The sequence below is a fragment of the Mycobacterium sp. M23085 genome, from assembly GCF_045343915.1.
In the GTDB taxonomy this organism is placed as follows: Bacteria; Actinomycetota; Actinomycetes; order Mycobacteriales; family Mycobacteriaceae; genus Mycobacterium.
The window spans coordinates 3,035,374-3,052,300 of the sequence record NZ_CP174280.1 but is presented as its reverse complement, the minus strand read 5'-3'; the positions used below and the strand labels follow the sequence as shown (position 1 = coordinate 3,052,300).

Here is a 16,927-nt window from a genome sequence, read left to right as displayed (position 1 = left end):
CACGCCGGGTCACCCACCTGGTACGCGACCACCAACGCCGGCCTCGACGCCCTTGCGCCCACCGCTGACCGTGTAGGCGGTCCCGCGTGGTTCGCGCTCCCACAACACTTCTCCTGGCCCGACGGCGGTTCCCTGAGCGATCAAATGACGCTTCAGCACTTTGTGAGTGGCGGTGCTGGGCAGGTCGGCGGCGACGCGGACGTAGCGGGGGCGCGCCTTGGGGGACAGGTCGGGCTGGGCGTCCAGGAACGCTTCGAATTCGGCGGGGGCAAGGGTGCGACCGTCGTTGAGCACCATCGCGGCCATCACCTGATCACCGACGTGTCCGTCCGCGACGGCATACACCGCGACCCGGCTGATCGCGCTGTGGCGCAACAAGATCCGCTCGATCGGCGCCGCGGCGAGATTCTCACCGTCCACCCGCATCCAGTCGGCGGTGCGCCCGGCCAGGTAGATCCAGCCGTCAGCGTCCCGGTAGGCCAGGTCCCCGGACCAGTACATGCCGTGGCGCATGCGTTCGGCGTTGGCCTCCGGATCGTTGTAATAGCCGGTGAAGAAACCCGAACCCGCCGTGTTGACCAACTCGCCGACCGCTTCGTCGGCGTTGACCAGCGCCCCGTCTGCGTCGAACCGGGCCACCGCGCATTCGGTGACGGTGTCGCTGTGGTAGATCGCGATCCCGTCCATGCCCTTGCCGATCGAACCCTTGGGGGTGCCTTCTTCGCGGATGACGATGACGGCGTTCTCGGTCGAGCCGAAGCCGTCCTCCACCTGCACGCCGAAGCGGCGGGCGAACTCGTCGATGTCCTTGTCGTTGGCCTCATTGCCGAAGGCCACTCGCAGAGGATTGTCGGCGTCGTCGTGACGTTCGGCGGTGGCAAGGATGTAGGCGAGCGGCTTCCCCACGTAATTCATGTAAGTGGCGCCGTAACGGCGGATGTCGTCGAGGAAACTGCTCGCCGAGAACTTCGCCGGCACCATGGCGGCACCGGAGCACACCGCGGGTGCCCAACCGGCGACGACGGCGTTGGAGTGAAACAGCGGCATCGAGATGTAGCAGGTGTCCTGCTCGGTGAGGGCGAAGCGCTGGACCAGGTTGAGACCGGCGAATGTCGCCATCAGGTGTGAGACCTGCACCGCCTTGGGATTTCCGCTCGTCCCCGAGGTGAAGATCATCATGAAGGCGTCCGTCGCGGTGACCTCGCGGTGTGGCTTGAGCTCACCGGCGGCGTCGACGAAATCGCTCCATTGCGGTGTCGAGGAGTCGAGGATCTGCGCGGCACCGACGTCCAAACCGTCCAGCAGCGGCCGATGTTCGGCGTCGGTGACGACGAACTGGCAGTCCGCGCGCCGAACGTCGGCGGCCAGCGCCTCGCCGCGCCGGGTGGTGTTCAGTCCGCACAGGACGTAGCCGCCGAGCCCGGCCGCCGCCATCTGGCTGACCATCTCGGGGGTATTCCCCAGCAGGGCGCCGATGTGCATCGGTCGCTGCGGGTCGGCGGCGGCCAGCAGGGCGGCGGCTCGCGCCGCGGCGCCTGCCAGGTACTCATGCCAAGTCCATTGCACGTCAAGGTATTTCACCGCGACGCCAGGATCGGAGAAGCGCTTGCGCAGCAGTGCCTGAATCGTGTCGTCAGCCATCGGTCGGATTCACCTTCGCTCTGCCGGTAGTACGAGACGAGACGGTCCGTCTTATAGTAGCCGGTTGACACCGCCGAACCGCGGCGGCAGGCGGCGGTCGGATGCATGCACCGCACCACCTCGCGTTGTGGAAATTTTCATGCCTATTTCGCCCAGGATTCCCGATCGGGGACCGCGTGTACAGCCGTTCCGTTCGCATTCAACGGCGATCATGGGACCCATGCTCTTTGAGTTGCACAGGTCGTTGATCCTGCTCAGGAATCGCGCGCGCGAGTATCGCCTCGAAGTCGCACAATCGCGTTCGATGGGCGTCTCCGGGCGGCGGCGCCGCCGTCAGCCTGCCGCGCCGAAGCACGACGACCAAAGCTGATGCCCTCGAGCGCGTTTCGTCTGCCGGCCGCCTAACCGCCCACCATCATCAGGCCGCCGTCCACCGCGAGCAGTTGACCGGTGATGAAGCCGGAGCCGGGGCCGGCCAGGAAAACCAGCATCGGACCGACGTCGCGGGCGGGCTCGCCCAACGTGCCGCCCAGCGGGATCATCATCTGCATCTGCTGATCGATCAGGGCCGCGGCGTCGGGACCGAGGAAATCGCGCAACCGGTCGGCACCCGGCGTCTGGACCGCGGGCGCCAGGGCGTTGACGGTGATGTTGTCGGAGGCCCAGGCCTTGGCGGCCGACCGGGTCCACGCCTGCACCGCGCCCTTGGTGGCGGCGTAGACGGCCGAGATCGGGCTGCCCATCACGGCTTCGGATGACCCGAAGTTGATGATGCGACCGCCCTTGGGGTCTTGGTCCTTCATCACCGCGTAGGCGGCCTGGTTGGTGAGTACCGTCGCCTTGACGTTGGTATCCAACAGAAATGTGATGTCGTCGGCGCCGATGTAGCCGGGGATCCCCGGCTGCCACAGCCCGGCGGCGTTCACCAGCACGTCGAGGCCGCCGAGGCGCTGCGCGGCCTCGGCGACCATCGCCGAGACGGCCTCGGCCTCCCGCACGTCGCACTGCAGCCACTGCGCCGTCAGGCCGTCCGGTGGCGGCGTCTGGTGATAGGTCGCGACGACCGTGGCTCCCGCCTGCGTCAGGACCGAAACGGCGGCCGCGCCGATACCGGTGGCCGCGCCGGTGATTAGGATCCGCCGACCGTGCAGGGGAGACGTCGCGTCTGACATGCCAAGACGCTACCGCGGGCGGCGGCTGCCGCCGCGGTGGCGTCGTGCAGCCCGGTGGGTCAGGTGCGCACTGCGATGGTCGAGAGCAGATCGGTGAGCCGGTCGGGCTGATCGACCATGGAAAAGGTTTTGGCCCCCGCGATCACTTCGAGGCGGGCGTTGGGGATGGCCGCGGCCAGCCGTACCCCGTCTTCCTGCTCGAAGAACACGTCGTCGGCCGACCACGCGATGAGCGTCGGCTTGTCGAAGTCGCACAGCCCGGCCGCCACTGTCGTCGTCACCTCGGTGCGCATCGAAAGCGTGAACTGCCGCAGGTCTTCGGCGACCGCCGCAATCGACAGCGCCGGGCGCACCCAGACTTCGGTGAGGTCATCGATGTTGCTGTGCGCCAGGCCGTCGAACGCGCGCCTGCGCACGGCCGGCGCGCGTACCGCCTGAATTGCGGTGCGGAACAACGTCTTCGACTTGGCCGCCAGGAGCAGCGGCCGCAGGATCGGCGGCGGAAAGTGTTCGAACGCATCGCAACTCGTGAGCACCAGCGCGCCCAGCCGCTCGCGATGATGCACGGCCACCAGCTGGGTGACGACGCCGCCGGTGTCGTTGCCGACCAGCACCACGTCCCGCAGGTCGAGCGCCTCGAGCACCTCGGCGACCATGCCCGCAACACCGGCGATGGTCTGGTCTGCGCCGCGGCGCAGCGGCTGCGGATGCGCGCCCAACGGCCAGGTCGGCGCGATGCAGCGCAGACCGCGGGCGGCCAGGCGCTCACTGACCTGGCGCCACAGTTGCCCGCCCATCATGTATCCGTGCACGAAGACCACCGGCCTGCCGTCCTCGGGTCCGGTTGCTTCGTAATGAATAGTTCCGGCACTAATGTCGATCGTCGACATAACAAACTCCTACTTCAGAGATACACTTACAAACAGGCTGCCTGTTCGTAAGTTACCAACAGGTTGTATGGAAAGCAAGAGACGGACTCAGGAAGAACGCTCCGCGGCGACCCGCGACGCGCTGATCGCGGCTGCCCGCAAGCTGTGGGGCCTGCGCGGCTACGCCGACGTGGGGACGCCGGAGATCGCCACCGCAGCCGGGGTCACCCGGGGAGCGATGTATCACCAATTCGCCGACAAGGCAGCGTTATTCCGCGAGGTCGTCGAGGTCGTCGAGCAGGATGTGATGGCACGGATGGCCGTCGTGGTGGCGGAGTCCGGGGCCACCACGCCCACGCAGGCGGTCCGGGCCGCGGTCGACGCGTGGCTCGAAGTGTCCGGTGACCCCGAGGTGCGCCAGCTGATCCTGTTGGACGCGCCCAGCGTCCTCGGGTGGGCAGAATTCCGTGATGTCGCGCAGCGATACAGCCTCGGTATGACAGAGCAGATGCTCACCGAGGCGATCCGGGCCGGCGAACTGGCCGAGCAGCCGGTGCGGCCGTTGGCGCACGTGCTGATCGGCGCGCTCGACGAGGCGGCCATGGTGATCGCCACCGCCGATGACCCGCAACGGACCCGGCGGGAGATCGGTCAGGTGCTGCACCGCCTCATCGACGCGATGTTCGCCGCTCGGTGACGGCCGTAATTTCTTGGGCGCAGCGGCCAAATCGGTTGACTAGCCGCCCGTTACGGCGTCTTGAGAAAAACGTCGTTGAGCGTGACGGTGCGCAAGTTGCGGTCGCGGATGATGTCGACAAGCTGCGGATAGACATGCGTCACCGGGGGATGATTGAGGTGCCCGATCACGATCGCCTGCGGGGTGAAGTACTGATCGGCCATCTGCACGATGTACTCCTCGGTGATCAACGTCGAGTCCGACAGGGAGCCCGACCACAAGGTGGGGACCTGGTAACCGAAATCGTTTGCCACGGCGTCGACCGCGGCGTTGCGCTTCCCGTACGGCGGCCGCCAGTATGGCTTCGCGCCGATGCCGTACGTGTTCTTCAGGAAGGCATCATTGCGCGAGAGCTGTTCGGCGACTTGCTCTTTCGAGAGCGTGGTCAAGTCCGGGTGCGACCAGGTGTGGTTGCCGAGCTGGATCTGCCCGCTGTCCACCAACGGCCGAAGCATGTCCAGGTTGTCGGTCCACGAATCGTAGATCCCGTTGACGAAGTACGTCAGCCGGATGCCGGTGTCCTTGGCGAACTGCGTGTAGGCGCGCACCACTTCGCTGTTGACGCCGTCGTCGACGGTCAGCGCGAGAAGATCCCCTTCGCCGGGGATCTTCGTCAGGGCACCGCCGCCGGGAAGTGGGATGCGGGCGCCCGGCGGCGGGGGCGGCAGCAGGGCCTGCGGGGCGGTCGGGCCGGAGGTGGGTATGTCGGCCGCAGGGGTCTGGGCGAACGTGCGCGGCTGCGGATCGACGATCAGGCGCGCAGCGCCGACGCCCGCGACGACCGACGCGGCGAGCGATCCGAGGAACTGACGACGGTTCATAGCTAACAAGTGAGGGCGTCGAAGAAACGATCACGCGGTAATGGAAATGGCGAATTCGGCCCGAGTATTCGCACATTTAATGTGGCGCGCGGCGCAACGAGCAAGCCCCCGCAGGAGCCGCCGTCGGCGCACAACATCAAGGCCACAGCAGCGAACCGTACCATTCGCCGTGCTCATATGGCGGCTGCGTTACGGGAGGGTCAGCTGTGAATTACCGGGAAGCCCGATCAGCACCGTGACTGCCGGACAAGCTTTGAGGATCAATGCTGTTCCCCGGCGGCCCGTTGCGGCAGCTGCACCGGTTCGGTATTGGGCGTGCCGATCGTCGAGGCCAGCCAGGGCAGCGCCGTGGCAAACGCCTGCGCGGCGAACGGCCAGTCGTGCTTGCCCGGCTGGGTGACCACCGCGCAGGCGATGCCGTTGGCCGCGCCGACCGCACACAGCGAGTGCGCCGCGATGTCCTGGCCCTCGGGGTTGGCGGCGGGATCGCTGCTGGACGCGACGAGGGCGGGATTGCCTTCCTGTCCGACGTTGTGCGCCCCGTCCGATCCGGGTACGTCGAACCATCCCGACAGGCCGTCGTAGTGACCATGCTTGGTCATCACGGTGACCGGGTCGAAGGCGGCCCAGGCGTCGTGATTGCCGCCGAACAAGCGGGCCACGGTCTGGTCTTTGGAGCCGCCGTTGGGCCCGCGGTCACCCGCGATGTCCACGAACGCGCTGAACAGCTCCGGATGCATGACGGCCAGAGTCACGGCGCAGGTCCCGCCCATCGACCATCCCGCCACCCCCCAGTTGGCCCGATCAGCGCTGACGCCGAAGTTCGACACCATGAACGGCTGGATGTCCTTCGTCAGGTGGTCGGCCGCATTGCCGCGGGTGCCGTTGACGCACTCGGTGTCGTTGTCGAAGGAGCCGGTGGGATCGACGAACACCAGCACCGGGGAGAACCCGTGGTGCGCGGCGGCGAAGTTGTCGACGGCGGTGAAGGCGCCGCCGGGGCCCAGCCAGTCGGCCGGGGTGTTGAAGGCGGAGCTGATCATCATGACCGACGGCAGCCGGGGTGGCGGGTTGCTGTTGAACCATGCGGGCGGCAGATAGACCAATTCCCGGCGGTGGGCGAAGTGCGAGCCAGACGGGCCGTTGCCGTCGATGTCCACCGGCACCACCACGCCCTTGGTCGGCCGGGTGCCGGCGACCTGCATCTCGGTCACCCGCAGCCGGTCGATCTGATCGGGCAACGGTACGGACGTCAGTTGGTTCCACGCTGCGAGTGCGGTGGGGAAGTAGCCCACCCAGCCGTTGAGCGCCATGGCCGCGCACAGCACGCACAGCGGTATCGCGAGCACCGCCACCCCGCGCCGCCACCAGCGGACTCCGCGCCATCCCACCAGGAAGACCGCGGCGGCCAAACCGCTCATCGCGATCCACAGCCACAGCGCCGTCGGTGCGGGGTCGCCGGCCACCCCGAGCGAGGTGATGTACCACCGGGCCAGCAGGGTCACCGCGACGGCCGCGATCACCGCCACCGGCAGCACCCGTTTGAGCCAGCTTCGCGCGCGCCACTGGATCGCCACGATCAGCACAAGCAGCGCCAGGCCCTGCACGGCGGGCGGAAACCAGCCGTGCAACAGGGACAGTCGTCCGAAGAACTGCTCCAACGGTCGTGACCTTCGCTAGATCGATCGCTGCGCGCGGGTGAGGTGAGTATCCAAGGGCCGGTCGGGGTCACCGGAGACGGCGGCCGGACCCACTATCCCATACGATCGCGGCCCGTCAGGCGACCGTTTCCGCGTGTGGGGCGGACCAGCTGAGCGAGACCCGGGCTCCCCGGGTCATGCGTCGTTGATGACGCTGGTGAACGAGCGCAGCCGCAGACTGTTGCCGACGACGAGCAGGCTGGAGCCCGCCATCGCCGCGCCGGCGAACATCGGATTGAGCATGCCGAGCGCGGCCAGGGGGATCGCGACGAGGTTGTATCCGAAGGCCCACAGCAAGTTGGTCTTGATGGTGGTCAGGGTTCGCCGGGAGAGCCGGATCGCGTCAACAGCGGCACGCAGGTCACCGCGGATCACGGTGAGGTCGGCGGCCTGGATCGCGACGTCGGTGCCGGTACCCATGGCCAGGCCAAGGTCGGCGGCGGCCAGCGCCGCGGCGTCGTTGACCCCGTCACCGACCATGGCGACCACCTTGCCCTGCGCTTGCAGGCGTTCGACTGCGGCCACCTTGTCCGCGGGGGTCGCGTCGGCGACGACCTGCGGGATGCCGAGTTCGTCGGCGATGTGCGCCGCTACGGTGGCGTTGTCGCCGGTCAGCAGCACCGGCGTCAGGCCCAGCCGGGTGAACTGCCGCACCGCCTCGGCGCTGGACGGTTTGACGGCGTCGGCGACCACCAGGACGCCGCGGACCGCGCCGTCCCAGCCGACGGCGACGGCGGTCTTGCCCTCGCTCTCGGCACGGGCTTTGGCCGCCGAGAGGCCGGCGTCGAGGCGGATTCCGCATTCGGTCAGCAGGGTCTCCCGCCCGACGACGACGGTGCGACCGTCGACCGTGCCCCGCACGCCCTCGCCGTTGATCCCGGTGAAGTCGGCGGCCGGTGGGAGAACGCCGAGTTGCGCCGCGGCGCCCCGGGCGATTGCCTGCGCGACGGGATGCTCGGAGGCATGTTCCAGGGCGCCGGCGTAGCGCAACAGCGTGGTGCGGTCGGATCCGGTCCCGACGATCACGTCGACCAGGGTCATCTTGCCGGTCGTGACGGTGCCGGTCTTGTCGAGCACGATAGTGTCGATGCTGCGGGTCGACTCCAGCACCTCCGGCCCGTTGATGAGGACGCCGAGCTGAGCGGCGCGTCCCGTGCCGACCAGCAGGGCGGTCGGAGTCGCCAGCCCGAGCGCGCACGGGCAGGCGATGATGAGCACCGCGACGGCCGCGGTCAGGGCGGTGGTGGGCGAGAAGCCCGCCGCGAGCCAACCGGCCAGGGTCGCCGCCGCCAGCGCCATGACCACGCGCACGAACACCCCCGAGACGCGGTCGGCGAGCCGCTGCACCCGGGCCTTGCCGGATTGGGCCCGCTCGACCAGCCTGGCCAGCTGTGCGAGCTGGGTGTCGTCGCCGACCCCGGTGGCCCGGACGATGAGCCGACCGCCCGCGTTGATGGTGGCGCCCGTGACGGAGTCGCCCTCGCCGACCTCGATCGGGACGGACTCGCCGGTCAGCATGGAGGCGTCCACGGCCGAGGACCCGGCAACGACGACGCCGTCGGTCGCGATCCGTTCTCCGGGGCGCACGACGAACTCGTCGCCGACCGCGAGCCGATCGATCGGGATGCGGGTCTCGGTGCCGTCCCGCAGCACTGCGACATCCTTGGCGCCCAGCGTCAGCAGCGTGCGCAGCGCGGCGCCGGCCGTCCGCTTGGACCGCCTTTCGAAGTAGCGGCCGGCCAGGACGAACAGGGTGACGCCCGCGGCGACTTCGAAATAGACGTGGCACGGGGCGCCGTCGCGCCCGACGGTCAGCTCGAAGTCGTGCCGCATGCCCGGTTGGCCGGCCGTCCCGAACAACAGGGCGTAGACCGACCACAGGAATGCCGCCAGGGTGCCGAGCGAGACCAGGGTGTCCATGGTGGCGACGCCGTGTTTGAGGTTGGACCAGGCGGCCGCGTGGAAGGGCCGGCCGCACCACACGACGACGGGCGTGGTCAGGGCCAGCGAGACCCAGTGCCAGTGGGCGAACTGCAGGGCGGGCAGCATCGCCATGGCGATGACCGGAACGGCCAGCACGATCGCGGCGATCAGACGCCGCCGCAGCGACGTCAGCTCGGGATCATCCGGTGTGGCCCGGTCACAGGTGCGCTGCGGTGGGGGCTGCGGCAGGTCGGCGGCGTAGCCGGCCTTTTCGATCTCGGCGATGAGAATCCGCGGGTCGTAACCGGCGGGGGCCGTGACGGCGGCCTTCTCGGTGGCGTAATTGACGCTCGCCGCGACCCCGTCCAGCTTGTTCAGTTTCTTCTCGATCCGCGCCGCGCAGGCGGCGCAGGTCATCCCGGTGATCTCCAGCTTGATCCTGGACGCAGCGGCCGGCCCGGTGGTGGCGGGGGCCCCGTCGATCTGCGGTGGGGGCGGGCTCATGCGACCAGGACGGCCTCGTAGCCGGCCTCGTCGACCGCGCCGAGGACGGCGTCCGCGTCGACGGGTTGCGCGCTGGTGACGACGAGCATGCCCGTGGCGGCACTGACCGTCACGTCGTTGACGCCCGGAATCTGGGCCACCTCGCTGCGAACCGCGGCCTCACAATGGCCGCAGCTCATTCCGCTCACCCGATATTCGCTGGTGGGCATGCCGCTCCTTTTCGATCCCCGGGCAGGTCTTGACCACACCATTCTGCCTGCTCGCCGGGGCGGCCTACGGCCGCAGGTGCGATCCGCCGCCGAGATACCAGGCCAGTGAACCATTCGGCTTCGTCGGCCGTGGACGGGATTACGCTGCCGGGTAGCGGAAGGAGCCACCATGACCGTCACCGTCGTCGACCGGGGACCCCGCCAGGTGAGTCGGAGGGTCGAGGTGGCCGCACCGGCCGCGGAGCTGTATGCGATAGTCGCTGACCCACGCCGTCACCACGAACTCGATGGCTCGGGCACGGTGCGCGACAACATCCGGGTGCCGCTGCAACTCGTTGAGGGCTCGAAATTTTCGACGCGCATGACGATGTTCGGCCTTCCCTACCGGATCACCAGCACGATCACCGCACTGATGCCGAACGAACTCATCGAATGGCGCCACCCGCTGGGCCACCGCTGGCGGTGGGAATTCGAGAAGCTGTCGCCGACCCTGACCCAGGTCACCGAGACGTTCGACTACCGCGACGCCGGCACGCTCAAGAACAAGCTCAACTACTACGAGCGGATGGGTTTCGCAACGGCGAACGCCTCGGGTATCGAAGCGACGCTGAGCAAGCTGCGCGACCGCTACGCGGGGTGATCAACCCACCGGATCGGCTGCGTCCCAAGGCATCACGCCGGACACCCAATGGCTGAGCTCTTCGACCTGGTCGCTGCGGTGCAGATGGCGTGGCGGCGTGGCAAAGGTGGAGTAGGGCCGACAGCGGATGACGACGCGGTTCTCGCGTTCGCACATTTCCCGGACGTGCGGGCGGGCTTCGTCGCCCAGTGGTTGGCCCGACATCCGGCCGGCGACCGCCATCATCACGTCGACCGCCACATCCGGATCCCGGTCGATGCTGGCATCGGCGTAGACCTGCAGGTAGGTGAACGGCCAGCGCTCGTCAAGCACACACAGGCTCACCTTGGGATCGCGTTCGACGATGCGGGCCTTGCCGCGGCCGGCCATGGTGGAGACCAGCAATTCGCCGGAATCGGTGGGGATGTAGTAGACGATCGACATCGCCGGGCCGTCGTTGCGGCGGCGATAGCCGAACACGCAGGTGCGATGGGTGCGCACGAACTCACGCCGTTCGGAGGGAAGCATGTCGCGGTCGGTGGGAGCGGTGAAGGGCTCGGCCGCCAAGGGGAGGAGCATGGCGAATGTCCTTGCTATCAGGGTGGATGGACCAACTAATATTTATGGATACAGTGTGTCCGTAATATGTCGGGGATGTCAAGCGGCAGGAGTGCCACGTTGCGTGACGTGAGCGACGCCAACGGGCCGCAGCCCCGCCGTCCACGCGGCCGCCCGGCCCTGCCGATGGACCGCATCCTGGCCGCGGCCGTCGACCTCGTCGACGAACAGGGGCCCGAGGCGCTCTCGATGCGGTCGCTGGCGCAGCGCCTGGAATCGGGCACGGCAACGCTCTACCGCCACTTCGCCAATCGGTCGCAGCTGGTCTCCCTGGTGATCGACCACATACTCGGGGAGATAGACCTCGACGCGGAACAGCTGGCCGCACTGCCGTGGCAGGATGCGTGTATCTTGCTGGCGCAGCACATGTTCGACGCGCTGAGCCGGCACGGCAATGTCGCACCCCTGTTGATCGAGTACACCCCGATGGGCCCGCACGCGTTGGCCAATCGCGAACGCTGCCTGGCCGTTCTGCTCGACAACGGCTTTCGGCCCGCGGTCGCGGCCCATGCGTACGCGACGTTGGCCCGCTACGTACTGGGCTTCGCAATCCAGCTGTCCGGGGCGACGGCCGACGATGGCCGACGCGACACCGAACTCTCGGCGGCGTTTCACCGGCTGGATCCGGCGCGCTTTCCCGCGACGGTCACCGTCGCCGATGACCTGCCCGTCCCGTTGGCGGACGAGTTCACCTTCGGCCTACGGCTCATCGTCACCGGGCTCGAGCGGTTACGGCAGTGAACGCGATCGCCGCCTGACTCGTAGGTTGGGAGATGCCCACGTTGCAGCGCCCGAAAGGACTTCGCCCCAGATGATCGATCACACCCTGGCGCCAGCCGCGGCGCCGACGCTGACCCGGTGGGGTCAACTCGTCAGCCGCTACGGCCTGGCGCTCGTCCTGGCGTGGATCGGGGTGGGCAAGTACGTGAAAATGGAAGCCCGCGTGCTGATTCAGCACAGCCCGCTGATGAGCTGGATCTACGACGTCTTCAGCGCCACCTTCGTCGCGCGCGCACTCGGAACGATGGAAATCGTTGCCGCCCTTCTCATCGCACTACGACCGCTGTGGCCGCGGGTCTCGGCGGCGGGCAGCGCGCTGGCGGTGGTGCTGTTCATGGGCACCCTGAGTTTTTTGTTCACCACCCCCGGCGTGGTCCTGACGTACGCTCACGGCTTTCCGGTGCTCTCGGCGCTGCCCGGCCAGTTCCTCCTCAAGGACCTGGTACTGATCGGGGTTGCGTTGTGGACGCTGGGCGACTCACTGACCGCCGCCGGTAAAGAGCGTCCCCCGCAGTAGCGCCTTGGCCGAATCGAGCGTCGTGGCGTAGGCGTCCGGGTCCAGGCTGGCCGCCCGTTCCGTCAGACCGCGCGCCAGCGCATGAACCGCATTCACCGCGGCGACCGGATCGATGCCGGCAGGCAGCACGGCCCGCGCCTGGGCGTCGCCGACGATCTCAGCGATGATGTCGCGCAACGCTTTCGGCCCGGACTGCAGCAGCCGGTCGCCGCCGCGGTGTTCGTGTCCGACCAAGCGCATCGCCCGCTCGAAGGGGGCCAGGTCGGGATAGTCGCGCATCAACCGGCTCGACTCGTCGAGCACCGCGGCGAGGCGATCGGCCACGTTGCCGGACCGCGCCGCGGCGGCTCGCAACCGAGGGACCGCGATCCGGTCCATCTCGCTCACGGTGGCCTCGAGCAACTCGGACTTGTTCGCAAAGTAGTGATACAGGCTGCCGCTGGTCATGTCGGCGGCCCGGGCGATCTCGCGAATCGTTGCCCGGGCGTAGCCCGACTCGGCCACACAGCGCATCGCCGCGGCGATGATTCTCGCCCGGGTCTGCTCTCCGTCGGCGCCCACCGGCCGGCCCAATTGCGGCGCAGTTGCGGTCATTCCGCGCCGCGGGTCCGTTGATCGCGCACCGCGCACCTCCGCGCCGATACAAAATTGATCGTCCGATTATATTCGATATGTCGGAACGCCGGCCGACGGACGGGACGCGACCAGTGCGAGCAGCAGCGTGACGCGGGCGCAACGCGGGCGCCCGGTCGGTGCCAGCGGTGCGGAGACTCGCCAGCGGATCATCGTCGCCACCATGCGGTGCGTGGCGACCGCGGGATACGCCCGGGCGACGATCCGTGAAATCGCCCGCACCGCGAAGGTCACCAGTGCGAGCCTGTACAACTACTTTCCCAACAAGGCCGAATTGATAAAGGCCGCGGTGGCGGCACGGACCGACATCGCGGTGCCCCGACTGCAGCAGGCCGCCGCCCGTCCGGGCACTGCGATCGCGCGAATCGAAGCGGTCCTCGACGAATCGGGCCGGCTGATGCGCGAGTACCCCGACCTGGCGGCGTTCGAGTGGGTGATTCGGGCGGAGCACGCGGTGGCCCTCGACGGCCCGGCGACGGGCGGTTTCCAGGCGTTCCGGGAGATCATCGACGGCATCGTCGAGGACGCAGCCCACCAGGGCGGGCTGGCCGGCGGCGCCGACCAGCGTGGCGTCGCCGAGGCGGTCTACGCGCTGATCTACGGCCTGACCGAGTTGGCGGCCACGCTGCCGCCCAAGGACTATCACGCGGCGCTGGCGTCGGCCAGGCAACTGATCGCGGGCACCTTGCTGGGCACGCACCCTTGATATGATCAAGTGATTGATTATATGGTCGAGGCCAGGGAGAGGACCCGAGGCCGTGACCGAGACCGTTGGCCAGGCGTTTGACGTCGACGCGCTGCGACGCAAGTACGCCGAGGAACGCGCGCGCCGTGTGCGTGCGGACGGCATTGACCAGTACGTCGAGACGGTCGGCGCGTTCGCCCGATACGCCGAAGATCTGTGGGCGAACGGTGAGCCGGCCCGCGAACCGCTCACCGACGAGGTAGACGTCGCGATCGTCGGCGCCGGCTTCGGTGGGCTGTTGACCGGGGCGCGGCTACGTCAATTAGGCGTCGACAGGGTGCGGCTGATCGACAGGGCGGCCGACGTGGGCGGCACCTGGTACTGGAACCGCTATCCCGGAATCGCTTGTGACGTCGAGTCGTACGTATACATGCCGCTGCTCGAGGAACTGGGCTACACCCCCACCGAAAAATACGCGAAGGGCGCGGAGATCTTTGCGCATTGCCGGCGCATCGCCGAGCACTACGACCTCTACCGCGACGCCTGCCTGCAGACTGAAGTTCGGGAAATCCGTTGGGACTCGGCGGATTCCCGCTGGATTATTCGCACCGACCGGGGCGACGAAATGCGGGCCAGGTTCGTGTCCATGGCCAACGGGTACCAGGCGAAGCCGAAATTGCCCGGGATCGAAGGACTCGGCGCGTTCCGCGGGCATGCGTTCCACACCAGCCGCTGGGACTACGCCTACACCGGGGAGCAGCTGCAGAACCTGGCCGACAAGCGCGTCGGCATCATCGGGACCGGCGCCACGGCGATCCAGTGCGTACCGCATCTCGGCGCTGCCGCGCAGCGGCTCTACGTCTTTCAGCGCACCCCGTCCTCAGTGGACGTGCGGGCCAACCGGTCCACGGATCCGCAGTGGGCCCGCACATTACAGCCCGGCTGGCAACGCGAGCGGATACAGAACTTCCAGATCCTCACTGCCGGAGGCCAAGCCGACCAGGACCTGGTCGCCGATGCCTGGACGAGCATCACCCGCAAGCTGCCCGTCATGCGGCAGGACGGCGACGGCGTCGTCGATCCCGAACAGCGCAGCCGGGACATCGAGCTGGCCGACTTCGCCAAGATGGACGAGATCCGCGCCCGGGTCGACGCGATCGTCACCGATCCCGCCACCGCCGAGGCGCTCAAACCGTGGTACGGCTACTTCTGCAAACGACCCTGCTTCCACGACGAGTATCTGCAAACGTTCAACCGGCACAACGTCACCCTGGTCGACACCCGGGGACGCGGGGTGCAGCGCATCACCGAAACCGGTGTGGTCGTCGACGGCGTCGGCTACGAGCTCGACGGCCTCATCTTCGCAACGGGTTTCGAGGTGGGCACCGACTACTGCCGCCGCACCGGATTCGAACTGATCGGCCGTGACGGCGTGACGCTCACCGAACACTGGGCCGACGGCGTCCGCACCTTCCAAGGCCTGTGCACGACCAAATTCCCGAACTGCTTCATCGAGAGCATCGCCCAGGCCGGCCTGACGGTGAACTTCCCCTACCTACTCGACGTGCAGGCCGGCCACGTCGCCTGGATCATCGCGACCGCCCTCGCCGAGGGCATCACCGAAGTCGAGGCGGCGCCCGCTGCCGAAGCCGCCTGGGTCGACACGGTGGTGACCCGGTCGGCCGCCAGCGCCGAGCGCGCCAGGACCTGTACGCCCGGGTACTACAACCGGGAGGGCAAGGCCGATGCCAAGACTCGGCAGGGCAGTTTCTTCTTCGGAGCGCCCACCGAATATGCCGACCTGCTGCAGCGGTGGCGCGCCGACGGGGAGCTGGAAGGCATGCTGGTCCGTCGCGCCGGGGGCGCACCGTGACGAGCCGAAAAGCCCAGGCCCTCTATGCTATTGGGCGGATGCGCGCGGCGACCCGGCGCCGCAGCGGGCCGAGGGTGGCGATCATCGGGGCCGGCTTCGGCGGGCTGGGCGCGGCCGTCGCGCTGCGCCGTGCGGGCATCGACGACCTGGTGATCATCGAGCGCGACGACGGCGTCGGCGGCACCTGGCGGCGCAACACCTATCCCGGCGCCGCATGCGATATCCAGAGCCACTTGTACTCGTTCTCCTTCGCCCCCAACCCATCCTGGACGCGCACCTACGCGCGGCAGCCCGAAATATTGGCCTACCTCGAATCGGTGGCCGACGATTTCGACCTGCGCCGCCATCTCCTGCTCGACACCACGGTGCGCTCCGCGCGCTGGGACCCGCGCGCCGGCGCGTGGCATTGCGAGCTGGAGCGCGGCGGGCAGCCGGCCACCCTGACCGCGGACGTCGTCGTGTGTGCTATCGGTCTGTTCGGTGCTGCCAAGCTCCCCGACATCGACGGCCTGAGCGACTTCGCCGGCCCGGTGCTGCATACCGCGCACTGGGACCATGACCTCGACCTGGCCGGCCGGAACGTCGCGGTGATCGGCACCGGCGCCAGCGGCGTACAGGTGGTGCCCGAACTGGCGAAGACCGCCGGGCACGTCACGGTCTTCCAACGCAGTCCACCCTGGATGGTGCCCAAGGACGACCGCCCGTACAGCGCAACCGAATTGGCGCGTTTCCGCCGCAGCGCCCTGGCGCTGCGCCGTACCCGCTGGCAGATCTGGAAATTCCAGCACGACAACACCGCAACTTTTGCCGACGACCCCGTGGTGACGGCGCGCACGCAGATCGCGGCGTCGTTCCTGGGCCGTACCGTGGACGACGAGCCGCTGCGCCTTGCGCTGACGCCGGACTATCCGTTCCGCTGTAAACGCGTGCTGCTGGGCGACGACTACTACCGGGCGTTGCAGCGCGACAACGTCGAGCTGGTCACCGACCCCATCGCGCGAATCGATCAGACATCGGTGATCACCGCCTCGGGCGCTCGAATCGATAGCGACGCCCTCGTCCTGGCCACCGGCTTCGAGACTTCCCGCTATCTGTCCGGCATCGAGGTGCAAGGCGTCGCAGGCCGCCGGCTGCACGAGCACTGGGGTGACGACCCGTGCGCCTACCTGGGAGTGGCGGTCAGCGGATTCCCCAATTTCTTCATGCTCTACGGACCCAACACCAACCAGGGCGGCAACTCCATCGTCTACATCCTCGAGGCCGGGTCGCGACTGGTCGCCAGCGCGGTAACCCGGCTGGCGCGGCGCGGCGGATACCTCGACGTGCGGCCCGAGGCCGAAAAGCGGTACAACGACGCACTTTCCGCAGACCTGGAGCGCACCATCTGGACCCAGTGCGACAGCTACTTCCGATCGCCGTCCGGTCGAATCGTCACGCAATGGCCCTATACCGAGCTGGAGTACGCTCGCCGCACCTGGCGGGTTCGGGGGCGGGAGTGGCTGCACCACGTCGGGGCGCCGAACGACCGGACGACGCCAACCGACACCGAAGCCGATAACCGCGAACCGATTGGCCGGTAACCAGGTCGGGCAACACGATCGGCCGTTTGAACATACGGCGGAGCCAC

Annotated in this window: 16 protein-coding genes; 7 read left to right on the top strand and 9 right to left on the bottom strand. The window is 68.2% G+C overall.

The features are described from left to right. Positions 1-9: 9 nt before the first annotated feature. The 3 genes from fadD1 to ACIUM1_RS14025 all read right to left on the bottom strand — a co-directional run bounded on the left by fadD1 (position 10) and on the right by ACIUM1_RS14025 (position 3,703). Entirely contained in the window at positions 10-1,641 is a 1,632-nt protein-coding gene (gene fadD1, locus ACIUM1_RS14035) for a fatty-acid--CoA ligase FadD1 (protein ID WP_406813299.1), read from the bottom strand. A 401-nt stretch (positions 1,642-2,042) separates the two neighbouring features. Continuing rightward, positions 2,043-2,813 carry an SDR family NAD(P)-dependent oxidoreductase gene (locus tag ACIUM1_RS14030; protein ID WP_406813298.1) on the bottom strand — a complete coding sequence of 257 codons (771 nt, stop codon included), beginning with the start codon at positions 2,811-2,813 and terminating at the stop codon, positions 2,043-2,045. Between the two features lie 59 nt (positions 2,814-2,872). Further along, positions 2,873-3,703 (bottom strand): alpha/beta fold hydrolase, encoded by an 831-nt coding sequence (locus ACIUM1_RS14025; protein ID WP_406813297.1) that lies wholly within the window; start codon positions 3,701-3,703, stop codon positions 2,873-2,875. A gap of 67 nt (positions 3,704-3,770) precedes the next feature. Here ACIUM1_RS14025 and ACIUM1_RS14020 point away from each other — a divergent pair, with 67 nt between their 5' ends. Beyond that, complete coding sequence (locus tag ACIUM1_RS14020; RefSeq protein ID WP_406813296.1) at positions 3,771-4,379, top strand: TetR/AcrR family transcriptional regulator; 609 nt, start codon at positions 3,771-3,773, stop codon at positions 4,377-4,379. Between the two features lie 50 nt (positions 4,380-4,429). On the opposite strand, the gene ACIUM1_RS14015 is transcribed toward ACIUM1_RS14020, so the two are convergent. The 4 genes from ACIUM1_RS14015 to ACIUM1_RS14000 all read right to left on the bottom strand — a co-directional run bounded on the left by ACIUM1_RS14015 (position 4,430) and on the right by ACIUM1_RS14000 (position 9,575). Then, entirely contained in the window at positions 4,430-5,239 is an 810-nt protein-coding gene (locus ACIUM1_RS14015; protein WP_406813295.1) for a polysaccharide deacetylase family protein, read from the bottom strand. Between the two features lie 260 nt (positions 5,240-5,499). Then, positions 5,500-6,900 (bottom strand): alpha/beta hydrolase, encoded by a 1,401-nt coding sequence (locus tag ACIUM1_RS14010; RefSeq protein WP_406813294.1) that lies wholly within the window; start codon positions 6,898-6,900, stop codon positions 5,500-5,502. Between the two features lie 174 nt (positions 6,901-7,074). Beyond that, positions 7,075-9,366, bottom strand: a complete 2,292-nt coding sequence (locus tag ACIUM1_RS14005) for a heavy metal translocating P-type ATPase (RefSeq protein WP_406813293.1) — start codon at positions 9,364-9,366, stop codon at positions 7,075-7,077. Continuing rightward, entirely contained in the window at positions 9,363-9,575 is a 213-nt protein-coding gene (locus ACIUM1_RS14000) for a heavy-metal-associated domain-containing protein (protein ID WP_406813292.1), read from the bottom strand. Before ACIUM1_RS14000 ends, ACIUM1_RS14005 begins: the two co-directional genes overlap by 4 nt. Before the next feature lie 169 nt (positions 9,576-9,744). On the opposite strand from ACIUM1_RS14000, the gene ACIUM1_RS13995 reads away from it, so the two are divergent. Then, a complete protein-coding gene (locus tag ACIUM1_RS13995) occupies positions 9,745-10,215 on the top strand; it encodes an SRPBCC family protein (RefSeq protein ID WP_406813290.1) in 471 nt (156 codons plus the stop codon). Here ACIUM1_RS13995 and ACIUM1_RS13990 read toward each other — a convergent pair whose 3' ends face one another. Further along, complete coding sequence (locus ACIUM1_RS13990; protein ID WP_406813289.1) at positions 10,216-10,773, bottom strand: pyridoxamine 5'-phosphate oxidase family protein; 558 nt, start codon at positions 10,771-10,773, stop codon at positions 10,216-10,218. It abuts the gene before it with no gap. Positions 10,774-10,938: 165 nt separating this feature from the next. Here ACIUM1_RS13990 and ACIUM1_RS13985 point away from each other — a divergent pair, with 165 nt between their 5' ends. Beyond that, positions 10,939-11,553, top strand: coding sequence for a TetR/AcrR family transcriptional regulator (locus tag ACIUM1_RS13985; RefSeq protein WP_406817675.1), 615 nt, complete (start codon positions 10,939-10,941; stop codon positions 11,551-11,553). A 70-nt stretch (positions 11,554-11,623) separates the two neighbouring features. Then, entirely contained in the window at positions 11,624-12,109 is a 486-nt protein-coding gene (locus ACIUM1_RS13980; protein WP_406813288.1) for a DUF417 family protein, read from the top strand. On the opposite strand, the gene ACIUM1_RS13975 is transcribed toward ACIUM1_RS13980, so the two are convergent. Beyond that, a complete protein-coding gene (locus ACIUM1_RS13975) occupies positions 12,071-12,703 on the bottom strand; it encodes a TetR/AcrR family transcriptional regulator (protein ID WP_406813287.1) in 633 nt (210 codons plus the stop codon). The two genes, ACIUM1_RS13980 and ACIUM1_RS13975, sit on opposite strands and share 39 nt — an antisense overlap. Positions 12,704-12,830: 127 nt before the next feature. Between ACIUM1_RS13975 and ACIUM1_RS13970 the strand changes: the two genes are divergently transcribed. From ACIUM1_RS13970 to ACIUM1_RS13960, 3 genes are read left to right on the top strand one after another with little or no spacing between them, the layout of a single operon-like run. Then, positions 12,831-13,448 carry a TetR/AcrR family transcriptional regulator gene (locus tag ACIUM1_RS13970; protein WP_406813286.1) on the top strand — a complete coding sequence of 206 codons (618 nt, stop codon included), beginning with the start codon at positions 12,831-12,833 and terminating at the stop codon, positions 13,446-13,448. Between the two features lie 52 nt (positions 13,449-13,500). Beyond that, entirely contained in the window at positions 13,501-15,300 is a 1,800-nt protein-coding gene (locus ACIUM1_RS13965) for a flavin-containing monooxygenase (RefSeq protein ID WP_406813285.1), read from the top strand. Positions 15,301-15,338: 38 nt separating this feature from the next. Then, positions 15,339-16,880 carry a flavin-containing monooxygenase gene (locus tag ACIUM1_RS13960; RefSeq protein ID WP_406817674.1) on the top strand — a complete coding sequence of 514 codons (1,542 nt, stop codon included), beginning with the start codon at positions 15,339-15,341 and terminating at the stop codon, positions 16,878-16,880. The last annotated feature ends 47 nt before the right edge of the window (positions 16,881-16,927 follow it).

Excerpts from the sequence above, each read along its gene's own strand:
- ACIUM1_RS13980 (WP_406813288.1), top strand. The coding sequence starts at position 11,624 with ATGATCGATCACACCCTGGCGCCAGCCGCGGCGCCGACGCTGACCCGG.
- ACIUM1_RS13990 (WP_406813289.1), bottom strand. The coding sequence starts at position 10,773 with ATGCTCCTCCCCTTGGCGGCCGAGCCCTTCACCGCTCCCACCGACCGC.
- ACIUM1_RS14020 (WP_406813296.1), top strand. The coding sequence starts at position 3,771 with ATGGAAAGCAAGAGACGGACTCAGGAAGAACGCTCCGCGGCGACCCGC.
- ACIUM1_RS14015 (WP_406813295.1), bottom strand. The coding sequence starts at position 5,239 with ATGAACCGTCGTCAGTTCCTCGGATCGCTCGCCGCGTCGGTCGTCGCG.
- ACIUM1_RS13960 (WP_406817674.1), top strand. The coding sequence starts at position 15,339 with ATGCGCGCGGCGACCCGGCGCCGCAGCGGGCCGAGGGTGGCGATCATC.
- ACIUM1_RS14025 (WP_406813297.1), bottom strand. The coding sequence starts at position 3,703 with ATGTCGACGATCGACATTAGTGCCGGAACTATTCATTACGAAGCAACC.
- ACIUM1_RS14030 (WP_406813298.1), bottom strand. The coding sequence starts at position 2,813 with ATGTCAGACGCGACGTCTCCCCTGCACGGTCGGCGGATCCTAATCACC.
- ACIUM1_RS13975 (WP_406813287.1), bottom strand. The coding sequence starts at position 12,703 with ATGACCGCAACTGCGCCGCAATTGGGCCGGCCGGTGGGCGCCGACGGA.
- ACIUM1_RS13995 (WP_406813290.1), top strand. The coding sequence starts at position 9,745 with ATGACCGTCACCGTCGTCGACCGGGGACCCCGCCAGGTGAGTCGGAGG.
- fadD1 (WP_406813299.1), bottom strand. The coding sequence starts at position 1,641 with ATGGCTGACGACACGATTCAGGCACTGCTGCGCAAGCGCTTCTCCGAT.
- ACIUM1_RS13985 (WP_406817675.1), top strand. The coding sequence starts at position 10,939 with ATGGACCGCATCCTGGCCGCGGCCGTCGACCTCGTCGACGAACAGGGG.
- ACIUM1_RS14000 (WP_406813292.1), bottom strand. The coding sequence starts at position 9,575 with ATGCCCACCAGCGAATATCGGGTGAGCGGAATGAGCTGCGGCCATTGT.
- ACIUM1_RS14005 (WP_406813293.1), bottom strand. The coding sequence starts at position 9,366 with ATGAGCCCGCCCCCACCGCAGATCGACGGGGCCCCCGCCACCACCGGG.